This is a genomic window from Weissella sp. LMG 11983 (genome assembly GCF_025908495.1).
Taxonomy (GTDB): domain Bacteria; phylum Bacillota; class Bacilli; order Lactobacillales; family Lactobacillaceae; genus Weissella; species Weissella fermenti.
The window spans coordinates 1,382,035-1,407,480 of the sequence record NZ_JAOZFD010000001.1; the positions used below are offsets into that span (position 1 = coordinate 1,382,035).

Sequence of the window (25,446 nt, forward strand, 5' to 3'; positions counted from 1 at the left end):
ATGCAGGAGGGGGTAGCTATGAGTGCGGTTGTAATTTACGATACTGAATATGGACATACCGCAACTTATGCTGCCTGGATTGCAGACGAGTTGCGCATTAGCAAGTATCGTTTGGATGAAATCGGTGCGTTGGATTTGGCGACGTATGACACGATTATTTTTGGCGGGCCTATTTTTAACGGACGCATTAAAATTGCGAATCTGGTTAATAGTGAGTTGCCTAATCTGAATGCGTGCGAAATCATCTTTTTCTCGGTTGGTTTACACCCAATTGATCGGAACTATTTTAGAAGCATTTGCATGCAAAACTTTGATTATCCAGCGCAACAACGGGTGCATTTCTACCAGTTACAGGGTGCTGTTAACCCTGAAAAGTTAAAATGGTGGCACAAGATGATGGTTTGGTTTATTAAGAAATTCGACCATGAAATCAATCAAAAGCATATTCAAGGACTAGAAGAAGTGGATAATCACATGATTGATTTGCCAAAGCGCTTTCGAACGCTTGTCTCACCAATTGTGGCAGAAGTCCGTCGCCACGAACGAGCTATTTCATTACAGTAACTTAACGCCAGACGAACCACTTGGGACGTCTGGTGTTTTAGTGTGCACCACGGTATGATTAAGAGGTGATACATCCTGGGGAGAATTTGGGGGGACGAAGACGTGGACAAGACCACTATACTTTCATATTTACAGACACCAGAACCCGTGTCGGTGGAGACTTTCACAACGATTGATTCAACCAACACAGCAGCCAAGCGATTGATTACAGCGGGAGACGTAATTGGTCCAATGGCACTGGTAGCAGATGAACAAACGGCCGGTTATGGTCGTCACGGGCGTCAATATTATTCACCACAAGCAACCGGACTATACCTAACTTTGATTTGGCCATGGGCTGATATGAAGAAGTTGGCACCTGGTAAAGTGACAACGGGTATTGCGGTTGCGGCAGCCGAAGCTCTTTCACAAGAAATTGGCGTGGAAGTTGGCATTAAGTGGGTGAATGACCTGTACTATAATCAGCGAAAGGTGGCTGGCATTCTAGTAGAAGCTGTGCCAAGCACAATTGGTCAGGATGGCTTTTTGGTCATTGGGATTGGTCTAAATATCAATCCGGCTGACTATCCAGCTGACATTGCGCAGAAGGCTGGCGCTTTAACCGATCAACTGGTGAACCGAGACCGACTTGCAGCGACGTTATTAAATTATTTTGTTCGCTATTTTTCATTAGATGCGTTGCAAGTCATGACGACATACCGGCAAAGGTCATTAGTGATTGGACAGCCGGTTGAAATGGCGGTGGGAAATCAGGTGATTGCCGGTGTAGCTAAAGATGTGAGTGCAGATGGTGGTCTAGTGGTGGACGTTAATGGTCAGCGCCAAACCTTTTACTCAGGGGAAATCACGAAACTAACAATGACAGGATGGGTGATTTCATGAGAACACGCCAGCTCGTTTTGGCAGCAGTATTTGCTGCAATTATTGCTATTTTGGCACCCTTATCAATTCCAACTGGTATCGTACCTTTGACGGTCCAAACGATGATTATTCCGTTGATTGCGTCAATCGCAGCAACTCGCGTATCGTTTTCAGCAGTTGTGGTTTACTTGCTTTTGGGGATGATTGGGATGCCGGTTCGCCGGCTGGACATCAGGTGTCGGCATCGTCATCGGGCCAACTGGTGGTTACTTGATTGGTATGTTGCTGTTCCCATTGGTTATCGGCCTTGGCGCTAGCTTGAGCCGATCATGGCCAGCGATGCTTCTTTGGAATTTGATTGCGGCCTTTCTACAACTTGGTTTTGGGACGGTGTGGTTGGCTTTTGTGGCCAAGATGTCATTAGAAACGGCAGTCGCAACTGGCTTGATTGCATTTGTTGTTCCAACAATCGTGAAGGTTGTGATTGTGGTTATCTTGATGGTAATCATTGGACGCGTGATGCGTTTGCCAATTGGTGGTAAAGAATAAGTATAATTTTGCCCTGAGCTTAAGCCAACTTAAGCTCGGGGTTTTATAATGAAGTCTATTAAGAAAACAGAGAGAATTTTTGGGATTATGAAGCGCAAAGTATTTGTATTAACTGGTAACACTGGCACAGGAAAAACCACCGTTGCCAATTATTTGAATGAGTTCTACGAGATGCCGAAGGTGATTACGCATACAACGCGCCCACCGCGCGATGGCGAAGTTGATCAAGTAGATTACTACTTTGAAAATGACGCCAGTTTTGGTGATAACCACTATCTAGAAAGTGTTGAATACTCACACTACCGATATGGATCATCTCACGAAGGATTAGAACGCGCATGGGCCAAGAACCCGTTTATCACGATTGTGCTTGATACGGCTGGCGCAATCACGTATGCACGTGAATTGCCGGATGAAGCAGTGGTTATTTATTTAACCGTTAGTGAGTCATCAGAATTGTTGACGCGTTTGGAAAAGCGTGGGGACGATGTTGCTGCCGTTAAGGCGCGCCTAGCTAGTGATGAATATCAACGTGATACACAATTGCCAGCTGAATTAACCAACGTTGCTAAGGTTGTTGTTAATGATGATTGGCAGACAACCAAGCAGGCAATTGATGACATCGTAAAAGAAGTTGTTCAAGGATAGTTTTGACGATATAAGGAGGAACTCATGGCATATCGCACACCACCGTTTATTACACCGGTCGCTTTAGTTTCAATTATTTTGGCATTAAGCGCGGCAAACGCGATTGTTAATGTCTCAACGAATACGTCTAACGGGGCACCCAAACAAGTGTCTTCAGTTGTGTCAACGCCGGCATCTAGCGAGACACAAGAGAAAAAGAGCAGTACGTCATCTGAAAAGTCATCAAGTGACACATCAGAGAGTCGCGCGAAGGTTTCAACTTCTGAAGCGGCTGAAGAGTCAGCGGCTGTGAGCGAATCTTCATCAAGTGAAGTCTCATCGAGCGCAGTTAGTTCGTCACGTAGCGAAAGTAGTAGTGTGGCGTCATCGTCATCAGCGGTTAGTTCAAGTGCTGTTTCTTCAAGTTCAGCCACAACGGTACAAACACCGGCGGATAATGGAGGCACAAACTAATGTTGACCATCTTGGATTTATTGAATCATTACCTTGGTTTCTTTAATGTGAACACGAAGTGGAAAGGCCAAGTGTATACAATTTTAGCGTCAGTGGGTAATTTCTACGTTTTGTACCTGGCGATTATGCACCTGAAGAATGCCGCTTATTTACGTGGCTTGGGTCTATTGTTGGCCTTTATCGTGATTGCATATTTTGCCTTTTTGAACGTTGTCTACTATTTTACAAAGAAGACTTTCAAATGGGATTTGTCACCACAAGTTGAAAAGCTGTTGGGGGGTAAGCCGGCAGATGCGGATAAGACGCAGCGCCAGGCAACGCCGTTTGTACCAGCGAATGGTTTGTATGGTCGCCAACACGTTTTGCCAGCTAGTGCAGTAACGGATCCGGATATGCAAGCTGAGTTGACCAAGGTTGCTGAGCAACTCCAATCAAACGGGCTAATGACCCAAGACTATGGTGGCTTGTCAGAAGATGAACAAATGGCCTATCTGGCAGCTGACCACGATGTCATTTATGCGAACCATCCTGGTACACCGCTACCTTATTTCCGATTGGAAAAGGAACGTGGTGGCTTGGCAATTTACGGTGGGTTGAACGAGATGTTGGCGCAACGATTGGCGCGCATCGAAACGGTTGGCTTGCAACCAGTAGCATTGGCAATGGAATCATATGAGTTGTTTGTTGCATCAGCTGTTATTCTCGGTGGTGAAGGAAAAGTACGTGGCCGAGCAAACCTACAAACACGCCATGATGACTACCATTTGGGCATTGAATTAGCCTATAAGGCAAAGGAATTGTGAAGAAACGAACACGTTGTCAACAAAGCTGACAAAGAATTTGACACTTTCATAACTTACAGACTATTATTACAGTAGCGACCCGTCCCGAGTAATCGCGGCGGGTTTTTATTTATAGAGAGATAATTTAAATTGAGAGAATTATCAAATAGGAGGCAACCCAAATGTCGATGATCGAATTTAAGGACGTCGAGAAGTACTATGGAGATTTCCATGCTTTGAAGGATATTAACCTTAAAGTTGAAGCTGGTGAGACTGTTGTTTTGCTTGGTCCTTCAGGATCAGGTAAGTCAACGTTGATTCGTACCGTGAATGGTTTGGAACCAGTTCAAGAAGGACAATTGATTGTTAACGGTCAAGATTTGGCCAACCCAAAGACGGACATGAACCGTACGCGTAAGAACGTGGGGATGGTGTTCCAACACTTTAATTTGTACGCTAACAAGACAGTGCTAGAAAACATTATGTTGGCACCACGCTTGGTATTGAAGCGCGATGAAGCCGAAAATAAGCAAATTGCAATGGAATTGTTGGAGAAGGTTGGTTTGGCTGATAAGGCTGAGAAGATGCCTTCAACGTTGTCAGGTGGACAACAACAACGTATCGCGATTGCCCGTTCATTGGCAATGAAGCCAAAGGCCTTGTTGTTTGACGAGCCAACGTCAGCATTGGACCCCGAAATGGTTAACGATGTTTTGAAGATTATGCGCGAAATCGCTGCTGATTCAAGTATGACGATGTTGGTTGTGACGCACGAAATGGGCTTCGCTAAGCAAGTGGCCGACCGTGTTATTTTCATGGCTGACGGTGAAATCTTGGAAGACTCTCCAACTGAAGAGTTCTTTGAGAACCCTAAGGAACCACGCGCTCGTCAATTCTTGTCACAAATCATCCACTAGGGAGGTGCGGAATATGAGTCGCAAGTTTACGCGCACATGGCGTACGGTACTTGCTACCGCAGCCATCGCACTACTAGCTGGAAGTGTTGTGACAACGACAGTTCAAGCTAGCGATAAAAAGAATGAAACTTACAACCGCATTAAGAAGACCGATAAGATGGTTTGGGGTGTTAAGGGTGACACTAAGTTAATGGGGTTGATGAACATTAAGACGGGAAAGCTTGAAGGCTTCGACGTGGACATGGCTAAGGAAATCACGAAGCGTGTGAACCCAAAGGCCAAGACTGAGTTGACGCAAATCACTTCAGGTACCCGTATTCCAATGTTGTTGAACGGTAATATTGATGCCATCATTGCGACGATGTCAATTACGCCAGACCGTGCGAAGGTGGTTGATTTTTCAAAGCCATACTTTAACGCTGGTCAATCAATTTTGGTTAAGTCAGATAGTGGTATCAAGAACATCTACGATTTGAACAAGCCTGGCGCTCGTATCTTGGCGGTTGCTGGATCAACTTCTGCTGTAACGGTTAAGAAGTTTGCACCAAAGGCGAAGGTGGTCGCATTGTCAGACTATGCCACTGCTTTGACGGCTTTGAAGGCTGGTCAAGGGGATGCTTTGACGACTGACAACGGTATCCTATATGGAATGGCCGCTGGTTCAAAGTCATTGGAAGTTGTCGGTGGTCCTTTCACGAAGGAGCCATACGGTGTTGCTATGGACAAGAACAACCCTAAGTTGGTTAAGAAGGTCAACAAGGCAATCGACGAAATTAAGGAAGATGGTACATACGCTAAGCTAGCCAAGAAGTGGTTCTCTGGCGTTGAAGGTATGAACTGGAAGGAGTTGGCTAAGGAATGATTTCTTATTTCAATCACACGCTAGCGACTTCTTAAGTGGATTCGGCTGGACGATTGTGTCTTCAGTGCTCGCATTGATTGGATCATTGGTGTTGGGAACAATTTTTGCTTTGCTTGAAGTGGTTCCAAACAAGGTCGCAAATATCATCGGTCGTATCTATATTGAAGTCGTACGAAACATCCCATTGTTGGTTATCACGATGTTCTTCTACGTTGTTATTGCAAATATCGTTAAAATTAGCGGTTTTGCAGCCGGAACGTTGGGACTAACGCTATATACGTCAGCGTTTATCGCTGAAACTGTACGTGCTGGTATCAACGCTGTGCCAAAGGGACAACTTGAAGGTGCCATGTCTAACGGTTTGTCATGGTGGCAAGGGATGCGTTATGTGGTTTTGCCACAGGCCTTTAAGTTGGTTATCCCACCACTTGGAAACCAATTTATTAACTTGATCAAGAACTCATCAGTATTGGCCTTCGTTGCCGGTATGGATTTGATGTATCAAGCAAACATGATTTCACAAGAAACGTTCGACACATTTGGTCCGTTCATTATTGTTGGTATTTTCTACCTTATTTTGACGATGCCAATGAGTTACTACATGCGTTACTTGGAAGCCAAGTTGAGTAAGGAGGGATAATCATGAGTGAATTTTTGTCAGCTTTCTCATGGATCAACATCCGCTTCTTGCTGATGGGACTATGGGTAACAATTGAAGTAGCGGTTGTATCCGTTATTTTGAGTTTTATCATCGGTTCAGTCCTAGGTGTTATCCGTTACGTGAAGATTCCTTATCTATCAAAGATTGTTGGCTTTATTATTGATTTGATTCGTAATTTGCCACTTTTGTTGATTATCTTCTTTACGTACTTTGCTTTGCCAAAGGTTGGTATTCACTTGGGTGTTATGACGTCTACGATTTTTGCCTTGACGATTTTCGAGTCAGCAATGTTGGCCGAAGTTATTCGTTCAGGTATCGTAGCCGTACCAAAGGGACAACTTGAAGGAGCGCTTTCAAACGGATTGAGCTTCAAGCAAGCGTTGTGGTATATCATTTTGCCACAAGCCTACAAGAAGATGATTCCACCGATTGTGTCACAATTCGTGTCATTGATTAAGGACACGTCATTGGCAACGATTATCATGTTGCCTGAAGTGACATATCGTGCACAAATTATTTATGCGCAAGAACCAAATGCGATTGTTGCAATGTTCTTTGCGCTAGCTGTTCTGTACTTCGCTTTGAACTACGTCATCTCAAAGATTGGTCGTATTCTAGATCGTCGTATGGCGGCTTAACCTTAAAAGCACTACCTTGTTGAAGGGTAGTGCTTTTTTGTATGTAAGTTAGTGCTTAGTGTTGTGCTAGCGCACAAGCGACGACCGAAATAATCATCACCATTCACGCAATCATTCCCTTATAAAGGAATTATGTGTTAAGCGCTTGTAAGTGTGACAATAATAGTATGTGTGGCGGATGCCTCGGTTAAATAATTGTCATAAGCTTTCAACTCATGGTTGGCCGATTATTTTATGACACTTATTTAGCAACTTGCTAATTTGATAGAACTGAGACACCGCCCGATTATACTTTTGGGAGGGCTTATCATGGCTGAAATGGATTATACAAAGGCACAAGACGTTTGGAAGGACGTTGGTCAAAGCGTTGAATTTGTGGTGTTGGGATTGGACCGCTCAAAGCCGTTGGCAGAACTACAAGATGCCATCATGGAATTTGCTGATCGTTCACAAGCGATTAACCGTTCAATGAATGTACGTGCAGCAGACGGGAATTTGAAGGTTGCTATCGGTTTTAGTTATACTGCTTGGCAAACCTTGTTCCCAAACAAGCCAGTTCCAGCTGAACTAGAAGAGTTCAAGGGACTTAAGGGACCTGAATACAGCATGCCAGGTACAGCAGGAGATATTTTCATCCACGTGCGTGCGAATGACATGTCAATCGTGTATGAGGTTGTACGTCAATACATGACCGTTCTACATGATGTCACGACGGTTATCGATGAAACCAAGGGCTTCCGTAACTTCGAGGGTCGCGCCATTATTGGTTTTATTGATGGAACCGAAGTGCCGAGTGCAGCGGATTCTGCTGAAGTTGCAGTCGTTGGTGATGAGGATCCTGAATTCGTGAATGGGTCATATGCATTTGCACAAAAGTGGCTTCACGATATGGACTTCTGGGGACAACTGAAAACTGAAGTACAAGAGAAGGCGATTGGTCGTCACAAGTATGACGACCTTGAATTGGAAGACGAAGAAAAGTTCCACAATGCGCACAATGTGAGTGCTAAGGTCGAAATTGATGGTGAAGAACGTCAAATCGTTCGTATGAATGTGCCGTTCTCAGAACCTGCCTTGAACAAGACCGGAACGTACTTTATCGGCTATTCACGTTACTGGTCAGTTACCAAAGCGATGTTGACGCAAATGGTTGAGATGTCTGATTATTTGTTGACGTTCTCACAGCTCATGTCAGGACAACTATTCTTTGTACCATCACGTGAACTATTGGGTGATATTGCGGATGGTGAGTGGACGGAATGAGCGAGACAAAACAATTAGGTAAGCGTGAACGAACGTTGTTTGTTTGGATGCTATTGCTGACCAGTTTTTCTTTCTCAATTAGCCAATCAGCCATGACCACAATTTATCCAGTGATGGCTAGTCATTTTAGCGTACCAATTTCAATGGTGCAGTGGCTGACAACGGGATTTATGTTGGTTATGACAGTGACGATGCCGTTGAGTCCTTGGCTGCTGAATCGGGTGCCATTCAAATGGTTCTTAGCTGGTATTCAAGCCATGTTTTTGCTGGGAACATTTATTGCAATTAATGCGACTAGTTTTGGTTGGGTCATTTTGGGCCGTGTGCTTGAGGGCGCGGCGGTCGGTTTTTTGTTCCCAAGTTATCAAAGTGTCATCATGCTGATTACACCAGAAGAAATCGTGGTGCTAGCATGGGAATGGTTGGCTTGGTAATGGGCGCCGCCCTGGCAACTGGCTCCATTGTGTCCGGTATTATTAGTCAATGGTTCAATTGGCAGGGTGTCTTTGTTTTCTTCGAACTCATTATCGGACTGCTATTTTTGATAAATATATTTGTCGGACAAAATGTCATTGTGAAGAAAGAGGTGCACTTGGATATACCGTCATTAATTGGTTTGTTTGGATTTGCGATGGTACTCTTTGGTGTTCAGTCATTAGGGCACACTACGAAACCAAGCAGCATGATTGCGATGATGATGATTGGACTAGTGTTGAGTGTGTATTTTGTACATCGACAAGGAAATTTGGCGCAACCAATGCTAGATTTCAAAGTTTTCAAGCAACCAGGGTTTACACTAGGATTGCTGTTGACGGGGGCTTCATATATCGCCTTGATTGTCATGACGGTGTTGATGCCACTGTATTATCAGAATGTGCTTCACACTAGCAAATTGGTTTCTGGTTTGTTGATGGTACCGCCAGCTGCGTTGATGGCCGTCATGAACCGTCGTTCAGGAAAGTTGCTTGATCAAAAGGGATTAAAGGTCGTCATGCGCATCGGGGCTGCTAGCATTTTTATTGGTTATGCTGGATTGGCATTGACGTTTGGCATGCATAACGTCGTATTGGCAGTTATTTTCGCTGCGTTTGGGGAAGTTGGGAATGCCTTTATGATGTTGCCGGCGACGACTTATGCGAATAACCAATTGCCTGATTATCTCATTACTCACGGCTCAGCGATGATTAGCACCGCTCGCCAATTTGCTGGGGTTATCGGTGTCTTAGTGGCCACGACCATCGTTTCGGGATTTGGCGGGCTGCATGATGCCTACATCGTCTTTGGGATCGGTATGACGGTGATGATTGTGACCGTTTGGCGGATTACTGCTAGATACCAAGGAGCGAAATAGTCGCAAGTACCGCATAACTAAATCGCCATTTTGGCTCTGATGTCAAGACTCCGGACCTCTTTTTAGAGCCCGCTAGGGAAAATTTTTCAAAATGACCTGATTTCGTACAGATTTTGGGTCATTTTTTAATGGGGTCCAGGGGTTTTGCCCCTGTGCCTGCCGGAGGCTATGGAGTTACGGTGGTCTAGTTTGGATTTTGTTGAATTTCACAAGTCTGAGGGTATAGCAAATAAGCACTTGTCAGAGTGATTTTTGGACTTCACAAAGTCAGTGCTTGTAAACGCCGGTGTATAGGCAAATTTGTATAATCGCGTTTATGTCATCTAGAAATTGGTCTAGGCGGCATCACGGAGTGATATACGATTGTTGTTATACCAGTTGACGTACCATCCAACAGCGGCTTGCACATCAGCGATACTCTCGAAATCCTGTTGGTAGATCAGCTCCCTCTTGAGTAACGAGTGAAAACTTTCGATGCGGGCATTATCGTAAGGGTGCCCTTTACGGGAGTAAGAGTGCCTAATACCTATGGACTCCAGTGTATTTTCAAACAATTCGCTGGTATACTGGCTTCCCATATCGCTATGCACATACAGTGGTTTTTCACCTCGTCTTAGCGCCTTAACGATTACTGAGGTTGCTAGTTGAGCTGTCATCGTATCTGCGATTCGATACGACAGCACCTTACGGTCTTCCGGATCATATGCACTAGCCATGTAAACCCATGTCTTATCGGTCAACTGGATATACGTAATGTCAGTTGTAATTACGCCACTTAGGTCATCCAGATTGATAATGAGATTTGGCATCTGATCTTTGTCATTGACTGTTGTAGGCTTGTTATATCGCTTTTGCATACGCGATTTCAAGCCAGCTTCACTCATCAATTGCCATACAAAGCGGTCGCTGATTGCTAGTTTGAATAAGTCGCGCATGGTTTTAGCAATTCGTCGATAACCATAAATGCCTTTATTGGCTGTGTAAATTGATTCGACGGCAATTCTCAATTTGTTGTGTTGTATTTCTTGTGCGCTCGGCTCCCAATGGATCCAGTCAGAGTAAGTGGACATTGGAATTTTCAAAGCACTCAGAACGCGTGTGATGCGGTGCCCCTGTACCAAATTTTTGTGGATAATTGGTAAAACAACACTTCTACCGCGCAAAACTAATGTTTTGCCAGCAACACCGCCGCACGTTTTAAAATTTCGAGCTCTTCTTTCAAAATTGCGTTTTCCTTACGCAACTTCTTCAATTCATCAGCTGATATTGATTCGCCATTCACTTCTACAGGCGCATATTTTTTGACCCAATTCCGAATTGAATCGGCTGAAGGACCGTATTCCTTGGATAATTCATCGGGCCGACGGCCCGCTTTAACCATCTCCACGATGGACTTTTTAAAGTCCTCTTCATAACGTGTAACCATAAATAAAAATACTCCTATGATGATATTTTACCAAACTAGAAAAACTAGTCCGGAATCTCATCATAAGAGCATTTAAAGGAATTCTGCCATGTCGTGATGCAGTTAGGTGCACACTTAATGACAGCCATTAAAAATGCATCCAACATAATCCATGAGGTTATCGGAAAAGAGGTGAGAGGTTGTGGCACTTGTAGGTACTAAGGCTTGGGCAAAGCAACAACTACGTGAAAACGGTATTCGCCTTATCGCACGTGATAAGGGAATGATCCGCTTGCAAAACAGCAAGACGCGTTCACTATACCGTGAGCTAGAATTGCGCGGTTTGTTAACCAAGTAAAACAGAAGGTCGAATGCTTTTAAGCATTCGACCTTTTTAATTACTGCTTTTTAAAAAGAAGTTAGGTTGAAAACGATTTTGGATAGTTTGAAAATTCGCTTGTCAGAATGTTACTGTTCTTTTTTACAGATGATGAAAATGAAAGCGTTAACATTTGTAGTATGTTACGTATATAGGTTTACGGGAATTGGGACCTTTAATCATTATCTTTTTGGGGGAATAAATGATGTTTTCTTTTTTAAAAGCATCACCAGATGCAAGTACTAAAGTACCAGCGGAAAAAGTTAAGTCAACATATGTTCGTAAGCAAGTGGGAGTTGTACTTGCAACTTGTGTGACGTATATGGCGTACTACATTATTCGATTGATCTTTACTACGGAACAACAACCGGTTATGAAAGCTTATGGCTTTAATTTGAGTCAAATTGGACTGATTTTGTCGACGTTTGGAATCGGGTACGGTATTTCTAAATTATTTATGGGTGGTTTAGCGGATAAGTCAAATACCAAACGTTTTTTGGCCTTCGGTTTGTATCTATCTGGCATATTTAATGCGTTTCTAGCATTTACGCACAATTTTTACATTATTTTGGGACTCATGTTGTTGATTTCTGTCACGCAAGCAATCGGTGCGCCAGCTTGTCAACGTGAAATTAGTTTGTGGTTCTCAAAAAAGCACCGTGGTACGATGTTTGCAATTTGGGCATCAGCCCACAATGCGGGTGCATTTGCATGTGTCGCATGTATTCAAATTGCGACCTTTTTGTTCTCCGGGTCATTACCAGCGGTATTCTTGACAGCATCTGTTGTTTCAGCGGTTATTGCAACGTTGATGCTATTGATTAACTCAGAACGACCAGAAACTGAAGGATTGCCTAGCATGGCAGAATACTCTGGTCACGTTGAATTGGATGAAAATGGTCAGTCAACAAGTCAAGAACTATCAGATAAGTCGTTTTGGCAAATTTTGTTGCATGATATTTTAACTAATAAGATTGTATGGGCGGTTACGCTGACATCGATGTCAATCTATATTGTTCGCTACGGTGTTATGAGTTGGATTCCAAGTTATCTCCCTACTAAGGGATTTAGTATTGATTGGGCAAAGTGGCTTGTCGGTATTTTTGAACTTTCAGCTGTGCCGGGTGTTATTATTTTTGGTTCCATTTCTGATTTCCTAAAAGGCCGCCGTTCACTTGTGTGCCTAGTTTGTGTTGTTGCGATGATTGCTTGCTTGGTAACGTACTTTACAAGCAATAACAAGGCTGTTATTGTAGCAGTTTTGTTTATCATGGGAAGCTTGATTTATGCACCATTAGCACTGGTTGGTTTGATGGTAAATGAAGCTGTACCTAACTATGCACTCGGTCTATCAACAGGATTTATGGGCTTCTTCCAATATGTATTTGGTGAAACAGCCGCGACGGCCTTGATTGGTAATTTAGTTAATAAGTACGGTTGGGGTGCATCAGCCACAACGATTTATGTTGCTTCAGGACTCGCACTAGTTCTTTTGGTGTACTTGGTGATTAAAGAGCATAAGATTTTGGCAATGGAAATGAAAATTAATCAATAATGATTGGTGGTTTATTATCCATTTGACGGGATGATTTCACATGACATTACCAAGGCAGGGTAGTATAGCGTTTGTAGAGATGTCAAAAGCATAATATGGCAACATTAGTTAGCGATGGTTACGAGATAGGTTAGCTAATGTTGGCGCTACAACTCCTTATGACTTGTATAAGTCAGTATGTGAACAACTCGAAAAAGCTGAGCAGATGGAATCCCCCGTTTGTTCAGCTTTTTTGATGCAACTTTTTTTCAATTTAGTAAATGCATTTACTAGTTGAAATAGGTATAATGTTTGTAAAGATATGTATTAGAGAGTACATGGGTAATATCGCGAGGGGGATAGACATGGCAAAAAAAGCATCAATTAAAGACGTAGCAGCGTTGGCAGGTGTTTCACCAACGACGGTGTCACAAGTTATTAATAAGAAAAACGATCATTTTCCTGAGGAAACAATCGAACGTGTCATGGATGCAGTTCGTCAATTGGGCTACGTGCCAAATCAGAGTGCCAAGAGCCTTCGTGGTGGCGGTAACCCATTGATTGGGGTGATGGTGCCAAGTTTGCGTAATCCATTCTTTTCAGACTTAATGCAAAGTATGCAAAACCATGCCCACAATCTCGCGGACTTGGTCTTCATTTCAGTTGATGACGATGAAATTGAACAAGGGTTGCTGAAGATGTTGGAACGTGGGGTAAACGGGTTGGTGATTGCGCGAATGCTACCAAATGCTTTAGAAGTGGATCGTTATTTGCAAAAACAAGGTATTCCGTACGTTGTGCTAGATCAAATTAACGATAGCAACATTTCGGACCACGTTAAGACAGATGAGTTTACCGGTGGTCAGGTGGTCGCGCGCCACTTAGTTGAACTTGGCCACAAAAAGATTGCTTTGTTGCACCCTGACGTGATGACAACAAATATGTTGGAACGTATTTCTGGGTTTACAGCGATTATTGATGAACAAGATGATGTTGAAATTATTGAGATCGCGACGAAACTGTCAAAGCATGGTGGGTTAGCGATTGCGAATAAAGTCGCTGCATCAGGGGCCACGGCGGCCTTTACTTTGAATGATGAAATGGGAATTGGTTTGTTGCGCGGTCTAAAGAATGGTGGCGTGCGCGTTCCGGAAGACATCAGTGTTATCGGTTATGACAATACTGATTATGCAGAATTTACGGTCCCATCACTAACGACTGTCACACAGGCCGTTTGGCGCATGGGGCAATTAGCATTGGACATGGTGCTGGCACGTCTTAAGGATCCGGCATTGCCAATGCAAGAAGAAATTTTGGATGTTCGTCTAATTCAACGTGAATCAACGGCACCAGCACCAACTAAATAACAATTAAGCAAAAGCCCTAGGAGTCCACGCTTCTAGGGCTTTTTTGCGCACGAAAGCGATTTGTTTGTGATTCATTCACCAAATTCCGAGTTGAAAAGGTTTACATTCCACAAAAAGGGTGTATATTATTCTTTGTAAAACGATTTACAAAAACGATTTACAAGATGCGTATTTCAAAAATGACTTATAAGGGAAAAGGTGAAAGAAATGAACAAGGTTGTCGTAATTGGTAGTTTGAACTTGGATATTATCCAAAATATTAAGCGTTTGCCTCTCCAAGGAGAGACCTTGCGAATTGATGAGCGCAGCATGAACCTCGGAGGAAAGGGTGCTAACCAAGCAGTTGCAGCCGCCCGCCAAGGTGCAGAAGTTAGCTTCATCGGTGCGATCGGTAAGGACGCAGCTGGTCAACAATTCAAGGCCCTACTAGAAGAAGAAGGGATTAACGTTTCTGGTTTGCGTGAGAAGGATACAGCAACTGGTTCAGCTACGATTTTGCTTGAAGAAGACGGGCACAACACGATTCTTGTGTACGGTGGTGCTAACGCTGAATTGTCAGCTGATGATGTGGTGATGTCTGAATCATTGATTGCGGATGCTGATTATGTTGTTGCACAGTTTGAGGTCCCACAAGAAGCTGTTGCTAAGGGATTCTACCTTGCTAAGAAGTATGGTGTTAAGACGGTTTTGAATCCAGCACCAGTTATGAATGCCAAAGACATTGATCCAGCAATCCTAGCATGCACGGATATCATCGTTCCTAATGAGACTGAAGCAGCCGCTCTATTGGAACGCGAGCCGTCAACAAAGTATGAGGACCTATTGGCAGTTAGCGATGCGATTTCTGAATTGTCAGTGCAAGGAACTATCATCACGCTTGGTGAAGATGGTGTTTACTACAACCTTGACGGTAAGGACCCTCACACTCGTCCAATCTTTAAGGTGAAGGCGGTGGATACGACTGCTGCTGGTGACACGTTTATCGGTGCGGTTGTTTCACAATTGAAGTTGGATGCGACGAATGTTGCAGACGCAGTTGAATATGCATGTAAGGCATCTTCACTTGCAGTTTCACGTTCTGGTGCCATTCGTTCAATTCCAACTCACTCAGAAGTTGTTCGATCATTGCACAATGAAGACTAAGGGGGAGAACGACATGTTAGACAAGATTCAACAACAAAAAAAGGCTGCTGGTGAATACGCCGCAAGTTTAGTTGAAAACGGTATGGTTGTCGGGTTGGGAACTGGTTCAACGGTTCGCTATTTCGTTGACCGTCTTGGTGAACGCGTTGCCAATGAAGGGCTTGATATTGTCGGCGTGACGACTTCAAATCGTACTGCGCACCAAGCACGTTGCTTGGGTATTTCATTGGCTGATGTAGATGCTGTTGATTATATTGATTTGACTGTTGATGGTGCCGATGCCGTCGATCCACAATTGAATGGTATCAAGGGTGGTGGTGCCGCATTGCTATATGAGAAAGTTGTTGCCAAAAATTCAAAGCGTAACATTTGGATTGTTGATGGCAGCAAGCAACACGCTGAGCTGGGTCACTTCCCATTGCCGGTTGAGGTGGTGTCATACGGTGAACAACAACTATGCCGTTTGTTTAAGAAACACAACTTGAATCCCATTTTGCGTTTGGATGAAGATGGGCGTCCACTAACGACGGATAACGGTAATAACATTATTGATTTGCATTTGGAGACGATTCCATTCCCAGAAGAACTCGCTACGTGGCTATCAAATCAAGTTGGTGTTGTTGAACACGGCTTGTTCTTGAATGTCTGTGACGAAGTGATTGTCGGTGGGGATGAGATTCAAGTATTGAAGCGAGAAGCAGCAAAGAACTAGGGTTATTTTTAAATTTTTTAAAAATAGATGATGCCAGAGCCACGGCGTATTTAATTCGAAAAAAAATAAAGGTTGTAACGTACAAAATGTTAGTATGCCTTTAATGGGATATGAAAAAGATGACTCTGGTAATTGTACAAAGGGAAATGAATTTTTAGCTTTTGCTATGATTTTTTGAGATGAAGAGAGAAAAAGAAAGTATGAAAACAGAGGTAGATACAACCATATCATCAGCTGTTCGTGGGCTGATTGATATGAAGCACATTCCAGTGTGTGATATTTTGAAGCACGCCGGAATCTCTAGCAGTCGCTACTATACGTTTGTGAACGGGCAAGGTGATATTACTGTGCACAAGTTGCACGCGATGCTACGCACACTTAATGTTGGATTAGATGAGCTATGTTTGTTTATCGAACCAAAATCAACTGAAGATGCAACGGCAAGCCCGGTGATAAATGCGATTGCTGAATATCAACGGACGCGCGACGTATCAGGCTTGATTAATTTGCAAGACAAAAATGATTTCCGACCTGTTCTGCTAAGCAGCGAAGAAGCAAAACGCATTAAACCAGTACTCAACGACGTCTTAAGGCGATCAGAGTACTATACAATGGCCGAACTCAAAGCATTTTTGCTATATCTAAATTATTTTACATATGATGAAATTTTGGCCTATTATCCCAAAGCAATGACCAGTATTCACTTCTTGACGCAAAAGTTAAAGAAGCGACACGATGCAGCGCGTCATGATGTGCTACACGTAATCAGCTTTTTGGTGTACCAGCTATTGTTAATTAGTATCCAACGTGGACAGAGTCAAGAAGTTCATGATTTATTGCATTCTTTCTTCAGTCTACCTTTTGAGGCGGATGATTGGATGACCCTATTTTTGCGTGGCTCTGATGTCAATACTACGGACCTCTTTTTCGATCCCGTTAGAGATCGTACCTCGAAAATTTTTCACAATGGCCTGATTTCGTACAGATTTCGGGTCATTTTTAATGGGGCCAAGTGTTTTCTCCCTGTGTCTGCCGGAGACTCTGTAATTACGGTGGTCTAGTTTGGATTTTGTTGAATTTCACAAGTCTGAGGGTATAGCAAATAAGCACTGATCAGAGTGATTTTTGGACTTCACAAAGTCAGTGCTTGTAAACGCCGGTGTATAGGCAACTTTGTATAATCGTGTTTATGTCATCTAGAAATTGGTCTAGGCGGCATCACGGAGTGATATACGATTGTTGTTATACCAGTTGACGTACCATCCAACAGCGGCTTGCACATCAGCTATACTCTCGAAATCATGTTGGTAGATCAGCTCCCGCTTGAGTAACGAGTGAAAACTTTCGATGCGGGCATTATCGTAAGGGTGCCCTTTACGGGAGTAAGAGTGCCTAATACCTATGGACTCCAGTGTATTTTCAAACAATTCGCTGGTATACTGGCTTCCCATATCGCTATGCACATACAGTGGTTTTCCACCTCGTCTTAGCGCCTTAACGATTACTGAGGTTGCTAGTTGAGCTGTCATTGTATCTGCAATTCGATACGACAGCACCTTACGGTCTTCCGGATCATATGCACTAGCCATGTAAACCCATGTCTTATCGGTCAACTGGATATACGTAATGTCAGTTGTAATTACGCCGCTTAGGTCATCCAGATTGATAATCAGATTCGGCATCTGATCTTTGTCATTGACTGTTGTAGGCTTGTTATATCGCTTTTGCATACGCGATTTCAAGCCAGCTTCACTCATCAATTGCCATACAAAGCGGTCGCTGATTGCTAGTTTGAATAAGTCGCGCATGGTTTTAGCAATTCGTCGATAACCATAAATGCCTTTATTGGCTGTGTAAATTGATTCGACGGCAATTCTCAATTTGTTGTGTTGTATTTCTTGTGCGCTCGGCTCCCAATGGATCCAGTCAGAGTAAGTGGACATTGGAATTTTCAAAGCACTCAGAACGCGTGTGATGCGGTGTCCCTGTACCAAATTTTTGTGGATAATTGGTAAAACAACACTTCTACCGCGCAAAACTAATGTTTTGCCAGCAACACCGCCGCACGTTTTAAAATTTCGAGCTCTTCTTTCAAAATTGCGTTTTCCTTACGCAACTTCTTCAATTCATCAGCTGATATTGATTCGCCATTCACTTCTACAGGCGCATATTTTTTGACCCAATTCCGAATTGAATCGGCTGAAGGACCGTATTCCTTGGATAATTCATCGGGCCGACGGCCCGCTTTAACCATCTCCACGATGGACTTTTTAAAGTCCTCTTCATAACGTGTAACCATAAATAAAAATACTCCTATGATGATATTTTACCAAACTAGAAAAACTAGTCCGGAATCTCATCATAAGAGCACGTCAAATGGTTGAAATTATTCAACTCATCATGGCCGAAAAAGTTGATTTAGCGCAAGCCAAGTATGCTGCCGTCAAAGAGTCAATCAAATTATTCCAAGCAAAGGAGAACTGGGATTACTTCAATGCTTTCATGGACGACTCTTTCCAATCGTTTATGCTAACGCTATATTGGATTGAAGTCGGGGGATAATTACTATGGAGTGGTTACTGGGAAAAAAGGAAGTTAGAAAAGTGGCATTGGTTAGCTACTTTTACGAAACTAATCAAACTAAAATGCTGATTCCAGAATTGGAACGTCATTTTAATTGGTCTACTTACATGATCAAATCGCTAATCAATGAACTTCTACATGATCAAAAACGATTTGGTATACCAGAACAGGGACGATTACGATTAAGTCCATCTGAACGTGAAGTGGAATTGATTCCCGGTAACCGAGCGTATTTGCTTAGCTTAACGGCTAATTATATTAAAGAGTCATATCTATTCCGAACATTAGTTGTGGGCATGACTAATAATCCTACAGCACTCTCAGTTTTGGCAGAAAATCTCAAGGTGCCTAAGCTACACTTGAAGAATGACATTCACCAATTTAACGATCGTGCACGAACGGCAAATATCGAGATTAATACGTACAATCGCCTACAAGGAGATGAGTGGGCGATTGAATCATGTTAGTTAGTATTTTTAAAAATGTCATTCATGATGAAATTGAACTAGCGGAATTTTTTACCCCTGACATTATTCGCCAGGCGAATCAGGTGGCACGTTTTTATCAAATGTCAAATGTGGAGGCGGGGCACTTAACGGACCACCAACACTTGTCTTTGATGATTGAATTAGCAGTTTGGCTAGTTCGATTAAACGCGCGTTGTGCAATTTCAAGTTCTGATCAGTATAAGTTGTTGTTGCCAGATGATCAGTTGGATGATGCCTATCGCAATTTATTGGGGTTGAACGAGTCAGTTATTCGCCGTTTTGTCCGGTTACCACCGCACGAACTTTCATTAGAGAGCCGTTATGGTGTTATTATGTTTGTTCGAGTTGGTATAGCGGACGGTCATTTGAGTCGGAATGCTAGCCCAGAGGTAGCTAAAGTGCATAGCATGCTAACGACAATCGCACAGACGGTTTATCGTGAGTTTTTTGGCCAAGATATGCCACAAGATTTGTCGACTCAGTTAACACGTCAACTCGAACTACCAACGATGCGGTTATTGTTTTTGACGCACATCAACTACCAAGGTAATGATGATTACACGATTAATCATTCACTTTTCCCTGAGTATGCGTTGTTTACGGATCGGTTCTTAACTCGGGTCAACGAGTACTTAGGCATTAAGACGCTAAACATCAAGAATCGAATGTTCAGAATGTTCTATAATTTGTTCATTGGTATCTTAAATCGACAGGTTATGATTCCGCAGTTGCAGGTTAGTTTGAGAATTCGTGATACGTTTATGCACGAAGAAGTTGCGGCAATGCTTATGCGACAAGCTGAATTGCGAGTTGATGTGAGTGACGAATTGGGACAATGTGACATGGTTATCAGTGATACTTTGTTACCCCATACAGATGACACACGAGTCATCGTGTGGACAACACTACCAACATTTGCTGAGTTTGACTCGTTCCTGCATACGGCAGTCAATTTGACCATGGACAAGTTTACTAAATCAATTTATGAACGAGCAAATTAGCTCACCAAAGCAGATCAGGCCTGATCTGCTTTTTATGTATACGTAAAAAACATTATTGGTGCTCTTTTGATACAAGAAACAAAGCAAAACTTGAATCTCATCGAAGGGCTTGTTTTACGATAAAAGTGAACAAGACGGAGGGGGATGTGCAATGATGAAACATGAAGACGGCGTCGAACTATACGTTGTTGGCGCACGTAAACAACGACAAGTAGCAAAGCATGTTGAGAAGTTTTTACAGCAACATCAGCTGAAGTATCGTGTCATTCGCGTTAGGGAAGAGTTTCCAATGACATTTGATGAATTCTGTGAGATTTTATCTTGGTCTAAGAAAGCAACACGTGATAAGGAAATATTAGCCTTATCAGCGAGTGAACAACAGCGACTGCTATTTAATAATCCGAATAAAGTCACAGGGCCGATTATTGTGCAGTGGCATGATAATGAGGTTGTCAAAGCGAAATTTGGGTCAATAGACCTAGAGATGTTTATCTCCAAAGCAGAGCGGCATCGTGATTTGTGTTGTGCGTTGGGTGAGCTACAACGAGCTGATATGCAGGCATATGAAACAACCAATCATGAGAAAGCCAGTGTTCGTGAGCAACGTTGTGGTTGGTGATGATAATAAAAAGAAAGGCTAGTGCACAGTGCACTAGCCTTTTGTTGTATCGTTGAATAGGTGATAGTAGGTGTTAGTAAAAGCAAAGCATTCATCAATAACAATTAGACGATAATTTTAGTATAGTAATATCCAACGGTACGATGTCATTATAACGCCATGTCATTATCTGACAGATGGCTTGTCCCTTAATTAGTAAATAGATATGGCGATAAATAAAAAAACTCAGCATTGAGCGAATGATGCTGAGAAAACGAAAATAGACAACCGTCTACTTATAGGAGTGTGTAATTAAGTACGCACACTTAATTACGTTTTTAACTATACTGCGTCAAATTGTCTGAATGTTGAGCTTGCCTTTAAAGTGGAACAGATGTGGGCCACGGATGCAAAAAATGCGAAAACGGACGAATCGCGCACGATATCACCTCCACAAAACTGAATTTATCTGATGCCTGTTTTAGTAGGGTGCTACTATCTATCTATCTATTCTGAATTAGAAGGAGATATAGCGGTGCTTAAATTAACAGATGACGAATACGCGAGATATATGACCTTGATCGGCGCAAATCCCAATGCGGTAGAACATATTGCAGCAAATCATCTTAACAAGGACTCGGTAGAAAATAACAAACATGAGGCGTGATTTTTACGTTAATAACATAATGAATATGATTGTTGACGAAAGATACTCCAAATAAAGAAATAATGCATTAAGCATGATATATCTGGTTTAAAATAACAACCGTAGATATATGAAGAATGTGTTTGTACCTCTATTAAAATCGCGTGAATACACGACACATTCGCCACATGGTTGGTTACCCTATCACTTACAATCGAAGTGTGGTAATAAATCTACGTCGCTCTTTTATAGAACTGAGCATAGTTTCACATCATGTGTGACTTTCGGCGCATATGGTGTTGCGGATTGGCTTTCGCGGCTAATACGCACCTCTCTCTTTCTCTCTATATGCAAGTATACTTACCCACTGGTATATTTCATGAGGGTTTATTTTATTTTTGTCTGAATGGTCGACTTTTTTGTCTGAATGGTCGACTTCGGTTGGCCATTTTTTGTTTGCGGTTATTTGTGTGCGTCGAGGCATGGGACGACACAAACCACAAACAAACTTTCAAAACAAAAAAGCATCCGCAGTACAGGGGGCGGATGCTTTTTGGAATATGTGGGTGTGATGTCTTAAAGGGTGATAAGAAAACACTTTGTAAAGAAGTACGACATCACTATATAAAATGGGCGTTGGTTATAACCAACATGAGTATCATAACGTCAGTAACAACATTAAACGTCATAACAATCGTATTTGGGAGGAATTACATCTTGGTAAGGACGACACCGCAGATGAAAAGTAAAATCCCAATAATTTTACGGACGGTCACGCTCTTTTTAACGACACCGAATAGGCCAAGTTGTTCAACCAATGCTGATCCCACCATCACACCGACAAGTGAAAGACCGATTGTGAGTCCGGCACCAAGGGCAGGCATCAAGATGGTCATAATTAGCACGTAAGCAGCGCCTAGCGTTGAGGCGACCCAACCGGTGAACGAAGTTAGACCAGCTGGCATTGTGTTCTTATGCAATGACTTTGTGGCGATCACAACAATCAACAAGAAAATGGTTCCCATTAGGAAGGCGATAAATGAAGCACCAGAAGCGTTTTTAACAATGGCTGATAATTGACCGTTAAACAAACCTTGGGTTGTTGAAAGGGCACCAGCAATCAATGCCCAGATGATTTGCCAAATATTTGCCTTAGGGTCGTTAGTTGGCAAGCTCTTTTCATAAGACGTTAGGAAGACGCCGACTAATAGTAGAACGACGCCGATAATCGCGATGACCTTAACTGGTACTTGATGTGAACCAAAGGCACCTGTCCAATCATAGATTAGACCTGAGAAGATTTGACCAAGGGTTGGATAAATAACAGCATTGATTGGCCCCAAGATAGGGAACAAGATAATGATACTGGTAATGAATGCTGCTCCCAAAACGCCACCAAGCAACCAAATATTACCGTGGCAGATTCCAAGCGACAAAATGCCACTCACGTTAGCACGGGTAATAAGCAACAATAATAGGAATTCGATGGTCCCGATAATATAAACCATGAAGCCACCGGCAATTGGCGACGATAATTCCTTACTAAAGTTTGAATTAAATGGATTTTGAACAGCTAGCATCAATCCAGATAAGATGCCAATAAGATAGAACATAATGTCTCCTTTTTTATTCTGGTTAGTGACAGAGCGACATTGGATTTTTCAAAAACGACAGTCAAGATGTGCATATCATGCAAAAATCTCCTTTATTTCGAAAAAACCGAGTGTAAACGCTTTCTAAATCTTGTGAAGCATGTTACATTATTACTTGTAAAACGATTTACAAAAACGTTTTACAAGAATTGTACACGAAATATCGTGATTGTAAAATAATTTATCTTTATTGGGGGTATCGTTATGTTTTTGATTGTTAACATCATCGCTATTCCAATTCTTATCGGAATTGCGTACTTGTTCTCTATGGATAAGAAGGCCATTGACTGGCGTTCCGTTCTAACAATCGTTGGGTTGATGTTGGTATTGGCTTGGTTCTTTAACAAGTTCACGATTGGTCAAGACATCATCAAGGGTGCTGCAAGTGGCTTCGCATGGTTGATCGCCGTTGCGAACCAAGGAATTGCATTTGCATTGCCAGATTGGCTAACCGCTAACCACGGTGGACCAAACTTCGTAACGTCAGCATTGCTACCAATCTTGTTGGTTGTGCCAATGTTTGACATCTTGACTTACATCGGTGTTCTACCATGGATTATCAAGTGGGTTGGACGTGGTTTGTCATTCATCACGCGTCAACCAAAGTTTGAGGCATTCTTCTCAGTTGAGATGATGTTCCTCGGTAACACTGAAGTTTTGGCTGTCTCAAAGGCACAATTGAACCGCATGTCAGCACAACGTAATTTGACGTTGGCCATGATGTCAATGAGCTGTGTGACGGCTTCAGTTCTTGGTGCTTACACGAAGATGATTCCTGGACAATACGTTTTGATGGCCGTGCCATTGAACATCTTGGCTTCAATCGTCTTCACAGCAATCTTGAACCCAGTGCAATTGGATCCATCAGAGGATGTTATCGTTAACGAAAGTACTGAAGAAGGACACCAACGCGAGCCATTCTTCTCATTCTTGTCAAACTCAATCTTGGGTGCTGGTAAGTTGATTTTGATTATCACGGCTACGGTTATTGCCTTCGTTGGATTGGCAGCGTTGATTGACCAATTGCTAGGCTTGACTGGTTTCCACTGGTTGACGTTGGAGAAGATCATCGGTGTTGTGATGGTCCCATTCGCTTGGTTGCTAGGATTTAACCCAGCCGACGCCTTCAACTTGTCTCAATTGATGGGATTGAAGTTGGTAACAAACGAATTCGTTGTTATGGGTCAAATTTCAAAGTCAATCATGGCCGGAACTGGTTTGTTCCACAACCCACACGCAGTGGCTGTTACGGCGGTGTTCCTAACAAGTTTTGCCAACTTCGGAACGCTAGGTATGATTATCGGGGCCTTCAAGGGATTGACTGGTAAGAAGGTTAACGATTTGATTAGTTCTCAAGCTGGATACTTGATGCTTTCAGGTATTTTGGTTTCATTGCTAGCTGCTGCTACAGCTGGAATCTTTGTTTGGTAAGAGGTAAAAAATCATGCGTCAGGTTATCTTAGATATGGATCCAGGAATTGATGATGCCGCTGCGATTGCAGTTGCTGTCAATCATCCTGATTTGAACGTGTCACTTATCACCACTGTTGCTGGAAATGTGTCAGTTGATAAGACGACAAAAAATGCATTGAAGTTGCTTGAATTTTTCCATCGTGAAGACATCCCGGTTGCGGCCGGTGCATCTAAGCCATTGAAGAAGGGGTTCGCAGATGCAGCAAACATTCACGGTGAGTCGGGGATGCCGGGATATGATTTCCCAGAACCTACGATTAAGCCAATTGATGATGATGCCGTGACTGCCATGCACAAAGTGTTGCAAACCAGTTCACAACCAGTGACGCTGATTGCAACAGGTGCCTACACAAACGTTGCGGCGCTGTTCCAAACTTATCCATTCGATTTGGTCAATATTGATGAAGTCATTTTGATGGGTGGATCGGTTTCAGGTGGAAACGTTTCATCAGTTGCTGAATTTAATATCTTTACGGACCCAGACGCAGCTAAGATTGTCATGGAAGCGCCGGTTAAGAAAACTATGATTGGCCTGGACGTGACTTTGAAGGCGTTGATTACACCAGAAACAATGGCAGCCATCACGCAAATGGGTAAGGCTGGTAATATGCTGAGCCATATTATTACGGCTTATGGTGATGTTCATGAAGGTGGTAAGCCAATGCACGATGTGAACACAATCCTTTATGCGGTTGATCCATCATGTATGACTGTTAAAGATGGTGCCGTTGACGTTGTTACTGAAGGACCAGCAGCCGGCGCAACGGTTTGGGATTTCCAGCACCGTTGGCACGCAAATGACTTCGTGAATGCAACGATTGGTGTCGATGTGGACGCCGAACGATTCAACGAGTGGTTCTTGGCACAAGTGCAACAAATGAATGCTTAAAATAAAATAACAAAACTTGTATATATA

General features: G+C 42.8%; 28 protein-coding genes and 2 pseudogenes. 25 read left to right on the forward strand and 5 right to left on the reverse strand.

Annotation, left to right across the window (positions count from 1 at the left end; translation table 11 throughout):
* Positions 1 to 18: 18 nt before the first annotated feature.
* The 13 genes and pseudogenes from OIT45_RS06935 (at position 19) to OIT45_RS06995 (ending at position 9,549) form a co-directional block, all read left to right on the forward strand.
* Positions 19 to 564 carry a flavodoxin domain-containing protein gene (locus OIT45_RS06935; RefSeq protein ID WP_199404633.1) on the forward strand — a complete coding sequence of 182 codons (546 nt, stop codon included), beginning with the start codon at positions 19 to 21 and terminating at the stop codon, positions 562 to 564.
* A gap of 102 nt (positions 565 to 666) precedes the next feature.
* Complete coding sequence (locus tag OIT45_RS06940) at positions 667 to 1,446, forward strand: biotin--[acetyl-CoA-carboxylase] ligase (RefSeq protein ID WP_199404634.1); 780 nt, start codon at positions 667 to 669, stop codon at positions 1,444 to 1,446.
* Positions 1,447 to 1,547: 101 nt separating this feature from the next.
* A pseudogene (locus OIT45_RS06945) lies at positions 1,548 to 1,974 on the forward strand (biotin transporter BioY).
* Positions 1,975 to 2,061: 87 nt separating this feature from the next.
* Positions 2,062 to 2,622, forward strand: a complete 561-nt coding sequence (locus OIT45_RS06950) for an AAA family ATPase (protein WP_135798447.1) — start codon at positions 2,062 to 2,064, stop codon at positions 2,620 to 2,622.
* A gap of 24 nt (positions 2,623 to 2,646) precedes the next feature.
* The gene (locus tag OIT45_RS06955; protein ID WP_199404635.1) at positions 2,647 to 3,075 is read left to right on the forward strand and encodes a hypothetical protein; all 429 of its coding nucleotides are present in this window, start codon (positions 2,647 to 2,649) and stop codon (positions 3,073 to 3,075) included.
* Positions 3,075 to 3,878 carry a DUF6681 family protein gene (locus OIT45_RS06960; protein ID WP_135798445.1) on the forward strand — a complete coding sequence of 268 codons (804 nt, stop codon included), beginning with the start codon at positions 3,075 to 3,077 and terminating at the stop codon, positions 3,876 to 3,878. Before OIT45_RS06955 ends, OIT45_RS06960 begins: the two co-directional genes overlap by 1 nt.
* A gap of 161 nt (positions 3,879 to 4,039) precedes the next feature.
* A complete protein-coding gene (locus OIT45_RS06965; protein ID WP_135798444.1) occupies positions 4,040 to 4,774 on the forward strand; it encodes an amino acid ABC transporter ATP-binding protein in 735 nt (244 codons plus the stop codon).
* Positions 4,775 to 4,787: 13 nt separating this feature from the next.
* The gene (locus tag OIT45_RS06970) at positions 4,788 to 5,636 is read left to right on the forward strand and encodes a transporter substrate-binding domain-containing protein (protein ID WP_003607839.1); all 849 of its coding nucleotides are present in this window, start codon (positions 4,788 to 4,790) and stop codon (positions 5,634 to 5,636) included.
* 28 nt (positions 5,637 to 5,664) lie between these two features.
* A pseudogene (locus OIT45_RS06975) lies at positions 5,665 to 6,276 on the forward strand (amino acid ABC transporter permease); the annotation flags it as partial.
* 2 nt (positions 6,277 to 6,278) lie between these two features.
* Positions 6,279 to 6,935, forward strand: a complete 657-nt coding sequence (locus OIT45_RS06980) for an amino acid ABC transporter permease (protein ID WP_071708035.1) — start codon at positions 6,279 to 6,281, stop codon at positions 6,933 to 6,935.
* Between the two features lie 309 nt (positions 6,936 to 7,244).
* A complete protein-coding gene (locus tag OIT45_RS06985; RefSeq protein WP_199404636.1) occupies positions 7,245 to 8,198 on the forward strand; it encodes a Dyp-type peroxidase in 954 nt (317 codons plus the stop codon).
* Positions 8,195 to 8,632 carry an MFS transporter gene (locus tag OIT45_RS06990; RefSeq protein WP_264339951.1) on the forward strand — a complete coding sequence of 146 codons (438 nt, stop codon included), beginning with the start codon at positions 8,195 to 8,197 and terminating at the stop codon, positions 8,630 to 8,632. The genes OIT45_RS06985 and OIT45_RS06990 overlap by 4 nt, the downstream gene beginning before the upstream one ends.
* Positions 8,611 to 9,549 carry an MFS transporter gene (locus tag OIT45_RS06995; protein ID WP_264339952.1) on the forward strand — a complete coding sequence of 313 codons (939 nt, stop codon included), beginning with the start codon at positions 8,611 to 8,613 and terminating at the stop codon, positions 9,547 to 9,549. Before OIT45_RS06990 ends, OIT45_RS06995 begins: the two co-directional genes overlap by 22 nt.
* A gap of 335 nt (positions 9,550 to 9,884) precedes the next feature.
* Here the strand turns inward: OIT45_RS06995 and OIT45_RS07000 are convergent, their stop codons facing one another.
* Positions 9,885 to 10,712, reverse strand: coding sequence for an IS3 family transposase (locus OIT45_RS07000; RefSeq protein ID WP_264329899.1), 828 nt, complete (start codon positions 10,710 to 10,712; stop codon positions 9,885 to 9,887).
* Between the two features lie 2 nt (positions 10,713 to 10,714).
* A complete protein-coding gene (locus OIT45_RS07005; RefSeq protein WP_199404344.1) occupies positions 10,715 to 10,975 on the reverse strand; it encodes a transposase in 261 nt (86 codons plus the stop codon).
* A 181-nt stretch (positions 10,976 to 11,156) separates the two neighbouring features.
* Here OIT45_RS07005 and OIT45_RS07010 point away from each other — a divergent pair, with 181 nt between their 5' ends.
* From OIT45_RS07010 to OIT45_RS07035, 6 genes are all read left to right on the forward strand, one after another.
* Complete coding sequence (locus OIT45_RS07010; RefSeq protein WP_161691246.1) at positions 11,157 to 11,312, forward strand: hypothetical protein; 156 nt, start codon at positions 11,157 to 11,159, stop codon at positions 11,310 to 11,312.
* 226 nt (positions 11,313 to 11,538) lie between these two features.
* Complete coding sequence (locus tag OIT45_RS07015; RefSeq protein ID WP_199404986.1) at positions 11,539 to 12,888, forward strand: MFS transporter; 1,350 nt, start codon at positions 11,539 to 11,541, stop codon at positions 12,886 to 12,888.
* Between the two features lie 344 nt (positions 12,889 to 13,232).
* On the forward strand, positions 13,233 to 14,234 hold the full coding sequence (gene rbsR, locus OIT45_RS07020) for a ribose utilization transcriptional repressor RbsR (RefSeq protein WP_135520606.1): 1,002 nt from the start codon (positions 13,233 to 13,235) through the stop codon (positions 14,232 to 14,234).
* 207 nt (positions 14,235 to 14,441) lie between these two features.
* A complete protein-coding gene (gene rbsK, locus OIT45_RS07025; protein WP_199404983.1) occupies positions 14,442 to 15,377 on the forward strand; it encodes a ribokinase in 936 nt (311 codons plus the stop codon).
* Positions 15,378 to 15,390: 13 nt separating this feature from the next.
* Positions 15,391 to 16,089 (forward strand): ribose-5-phosphate isomerase RpiA, encoded by a 699-nt coding sequence (rpiA, locus tag OIT45_RS07030; protein ID WP_242458319.1) that lies wholly within the window; start codon positions 15,391 to 15,393, stop codon positions 16,087 to 16,089.
* 200 nt (positions 16,090 to 16,289) lie between these two features.
* Positions 16,290 to 17,150 (forward strand): helix-turn-helix domain-containing protein, encoded by an 861-nt coding sequence (locus tag OIT45_RS07035; protein WP_264330041.1) that lies wholly within the window; start codon positions 16,290 to 16,292, stop codon positions 17,148 to 17,150.
* 147 nt (positions 17,151 to 17,297) lie between these two features.
* On the opposite strand, the gene OIT45_RS07040 is transcribed toward OIT45_RS07035, so the two are convergent.
* Together OIT45_RS07040 and OIT45_RS07045 are read right to left on the reverse strand one after the other, a co-directional pair.
* Positions 17,298 to 18,125 carry an IS3 family transposase gene (locus OIT45_RS07040; protein ID WP_264330042.1) on the reverse strand — a complete coding sequence of 276 codons (828 nt, stop codon included), beginning with the start codon at positions 18,123 to 18,125 and terminating at the stop codon, positions 17,298 to 17,300.
* A 2-nt stretch (positions 18,126 to 18,127) separates the two neighbouring features.
* Positions 18,128 to 18,388, reverse strand: a complete 261-nt coding sequence (locus OIT45_RS07045) for a transposase (protein ID WP_199404344.1) — start codon at positions 18,386 to 18,388, stop codon at positions 18,128 to 18,130.
* Positions 18,389 to 18,465: 77 nt separating this feature from the next.
* On the opposite strand from OIT45_RS07045, the gene OIT45_RS07050 reads away from it, so the two are divergent.
* The 4 genes from OIT45_RS07050 (at position 18,466) to OIT45_RS07065 (ending at position 20,780) form a co-directional block, all read left to right on the forward strand.
* The gene (locus OIT45_RS07050; RefSeq protein ID WP_199404609.1) at positions 18,466 to 18,651 is read left to right on the forward strand and encodes a hypothetical protein; all 186 of its coding nucleotides are present in this window, start codon (positions 18,466 to 18,468) and stop codon (positions 18,649 to 18,651) included.
* Between the two features lie 41 nt (positions 18,652 to 18,692).
* On the forward strand, positions 18,693 to 19,139 hold the full coding sequence (locus OIT45_RS07055) for a helix-turn-helix domain-containing protein (RefSeq protein WP_264339953.1): 447 nt from the start codon (positions 18,693 to 18,695) through the stop codon (positions 19,137 to 19,139).
* Positions 19,133 to 20,161 (forward strand): hypothetical protein, encoded by a 1,029-nt coding sequence (locus tag OIT45_RS07060; protein ID WP_264339954.1) that lies wholly within the window; start codon positions 19,133 to 19,135, stop codon positions 20,159 to 20,161. Before OIT45_RS07055 ends, OIT45_RS07060 begins: the two co-directional genes overlap by 7 nt.
* A 151-nt stretch (positions 20,162 to 20,312) precedes the next feature.
* Complete coding sequence (locus tag OIT45_RS07065) at positions 20,313 to 20,780, forward strand: hypothetical protein (RefSeq protein ID WP_135798435.1); 468 nt, start codon at positions 20,313 to 20,315, stop codon at positions 20,778 to 20,780.
* A 1,335-nt stretch (positions 20,781 to 22,115) separates the two neighbouring features.
* Here OIT45_RS07065 and OIT45_RS07070 read toward each other — a convergent pair.
* On the reverse strand, positions 22,116 to 23,018 hold the full coding sequence (locus tag OIT45_RS07070; RefSeq protein WP_199404611.1) for a DMT family transporter: 903 nt from the start codon (positions 23,016 to 23,018) through the stop codon (positions 22,116 to 22,118).
* Positions 23,019 to 23,261: 243 nt separating this feature from the next.
* Between OIT45_RS07070 and OIT45_RS07075 the strand changes: the two genes are divergently transcribed.
* Positions 23,262 to 24,488 (forward strand): NupC/NupG family nucleoside CNT transporter, encoded by a 1,227-nt coding sequence (locus tag OIT45_RS07075; protein WP_199404612.1) that lies wholly within the window; start codon positions 23,262 to 23,264, stop codon positions 24,486 to 24,488.
* A gap of 13 nt (positions 24,489 to 24,501) precedes the next feature.
* On the forward strand, positions 24,502 to 25,419 hold the full coding sequence (rihC, locus tag OIT45_RS07080; protein WP_199404613.1) for a ribonucleoside hydrolase RihC: 918 nt from the start codon (positions 24,502 to 24,504) through the stop codon (positions 25,417 to 25,419).
* The last annotated feature ends 27 nt before the right edge of the window (positions 25,420 to 25,446 follow it).

Bases quoted from the DNA above. Each gene is read 5' to 3' on its own strand.
- OIT45_RS06935 (WP_199404633.1), top strand. From the start codon at position 19: ATGAGTGCGGTTGTAATTTACGATACTGAATATGGACATACCGCAACT.
- OIT45_RS06950 (WP_135798447.1), top strand. From the start codon at position 2,062: ATGAAGCGCAAAGTATTTGTATTAACTGGTAACACTGGCACAGGAAAA.
- OIT45_RS06955 (WP_199404635.1), top strand. From the start codon at position 2,647: ATGGCATATCGCACACCACCGTTTATTACACCGGTCGCTTTAGTTTCA.
- OIT45_RS06960 (WP_135798445.1), top strand. From the start codon at position 3,075: ATGTTGACCATCTTGGATTTATTGAATCATTACCTTGGTTTCTTTAAT.
- OIT45_RS06965 (WP_135798444.1), top strand. From the start codon at position 4,040: ATGTCGATGATCGAATTTAAGGACGTCGAGAAGTACTATGGAGATTTC.
- OIT45_RS06970 (WP_003607839.1), top strand. From the start codon at position 4,788: ATGAGTCGCAAGTTTACGCGCACATGGCGTACGGTACTTGCTACCGCA.
- OIT45_RS06980 (WP_071708035.1), top strand. From the start codon at position 6,279: ATGAGTGAATTTTTGTCAGCTTTCTCATGGATCAACATCCGCTTCTTG.
- OIT45_RS06985 (WP_199404636.1), top strand. From the start codon at position 7,245: ATGGCTGAAATGGATTATACAAAGGCACAAGACGTTTGGAAGGACGTT.
- OIT45_RS06990 (WP_264339951.1), top strand. From the start codon at position 8,195: ATGAGCGAGACAAAACAATTAGGTAAGCGTGAACGAACGTTGTTTGTT.
- OIT45_RS06995 (WP_264339952.1), top strand. From the start codon at position 8,611: ATGGGAATGGTTGGCTTGGTAATGGGCGCCGCCCTGGCAACTGGCTCC.
- OIT45_RS07005 (WP_199404344.1), bottom strand. From the start codon at position 10,975: ATGGTTACACGTTATGAAGAGGACTTTAAAAAGTCCATCGTGGAGATG.
- OIT45_RS07015 (WP_199404986.1), top strand. From the start codon at position 11,539: ATGTTTTCTTTTTTAAAAGCATCACCAGATGCAAGTACTAAAGTACCA.
- rbsR (WP_135520606.1), top strand. From the start codon at position 13,233: ATGGCAAAAAAAGCATCAATTAAAGACGTAGCAGCGTTGGCAGGTGTT.
- rbsK (WP_199404983.1), top strand. From the start codon at position 14,442: ATGAACAAGGTTGTCGTAATTGGTAGTTTGAACTTGGATATTATCCAA.
- rpiA (WP_242458319.1), top strand. From the start codon at position 15,391: ATGTTAGACAAGATTCAACAACAAAAAAAGGCTGCTGGTGAATACGCC.
- OIT45_RS07035 (WP_264330041.1), top strand. From the start codon at position 16,290: ATGAAAACAGAGGTAGATACAACCATATCATCAGCTGTTCGTGGGCTG.
- OIT45_RS07045 (WP_199404344.1), bottom strand. From the start codon at position 18,388: ATGGTTACACGTTATGAAGAGGACTTTAAAAAGTCCATCGTGGAGATG.
- OIT45_RS07050 (WP_199404609.1), top strand. From the start codon at position 18,466: ATGGTTGAAATTATTCAACTCATCATGGCCGAAAAAGTTGATTTAGCG.
- OIT45_RS07060 (WP_264339954.1), top strand. From the start codon at position 19,133: ATGTTAGTTAGTATTTTTAAAAATGTCATTCATGATGAAATTGAACTA.
- OIT45_RS07065 (WP_135798435.1), top strand. From the start codon at position 20,313: ATGATGAAACATGAAGACGGCGTCGAACTATACGTTGTTGGCGCACGT.
- OIT45_RS07070 (WP_199404611.1), bottom strand. From the start codon at position 23,018: ATGTTCTATCTTATTGGCATCTTATCTGGATTGATGCTAGCTGTTCAA.
- OIT45_RS07075 (WP_199404612.1), top strand. From the start codon at position 23,262: ATGTTTTTGATTGTTAACATCATCGCTATTCCAATTCTTATCGGAATT.
- rihC (WP_199404613.1), top strand. From the start codon at position 24,502: ATGCGTCAGGTTATCTTAGATATGGATCCAGGAATTGATGATGCCGCT.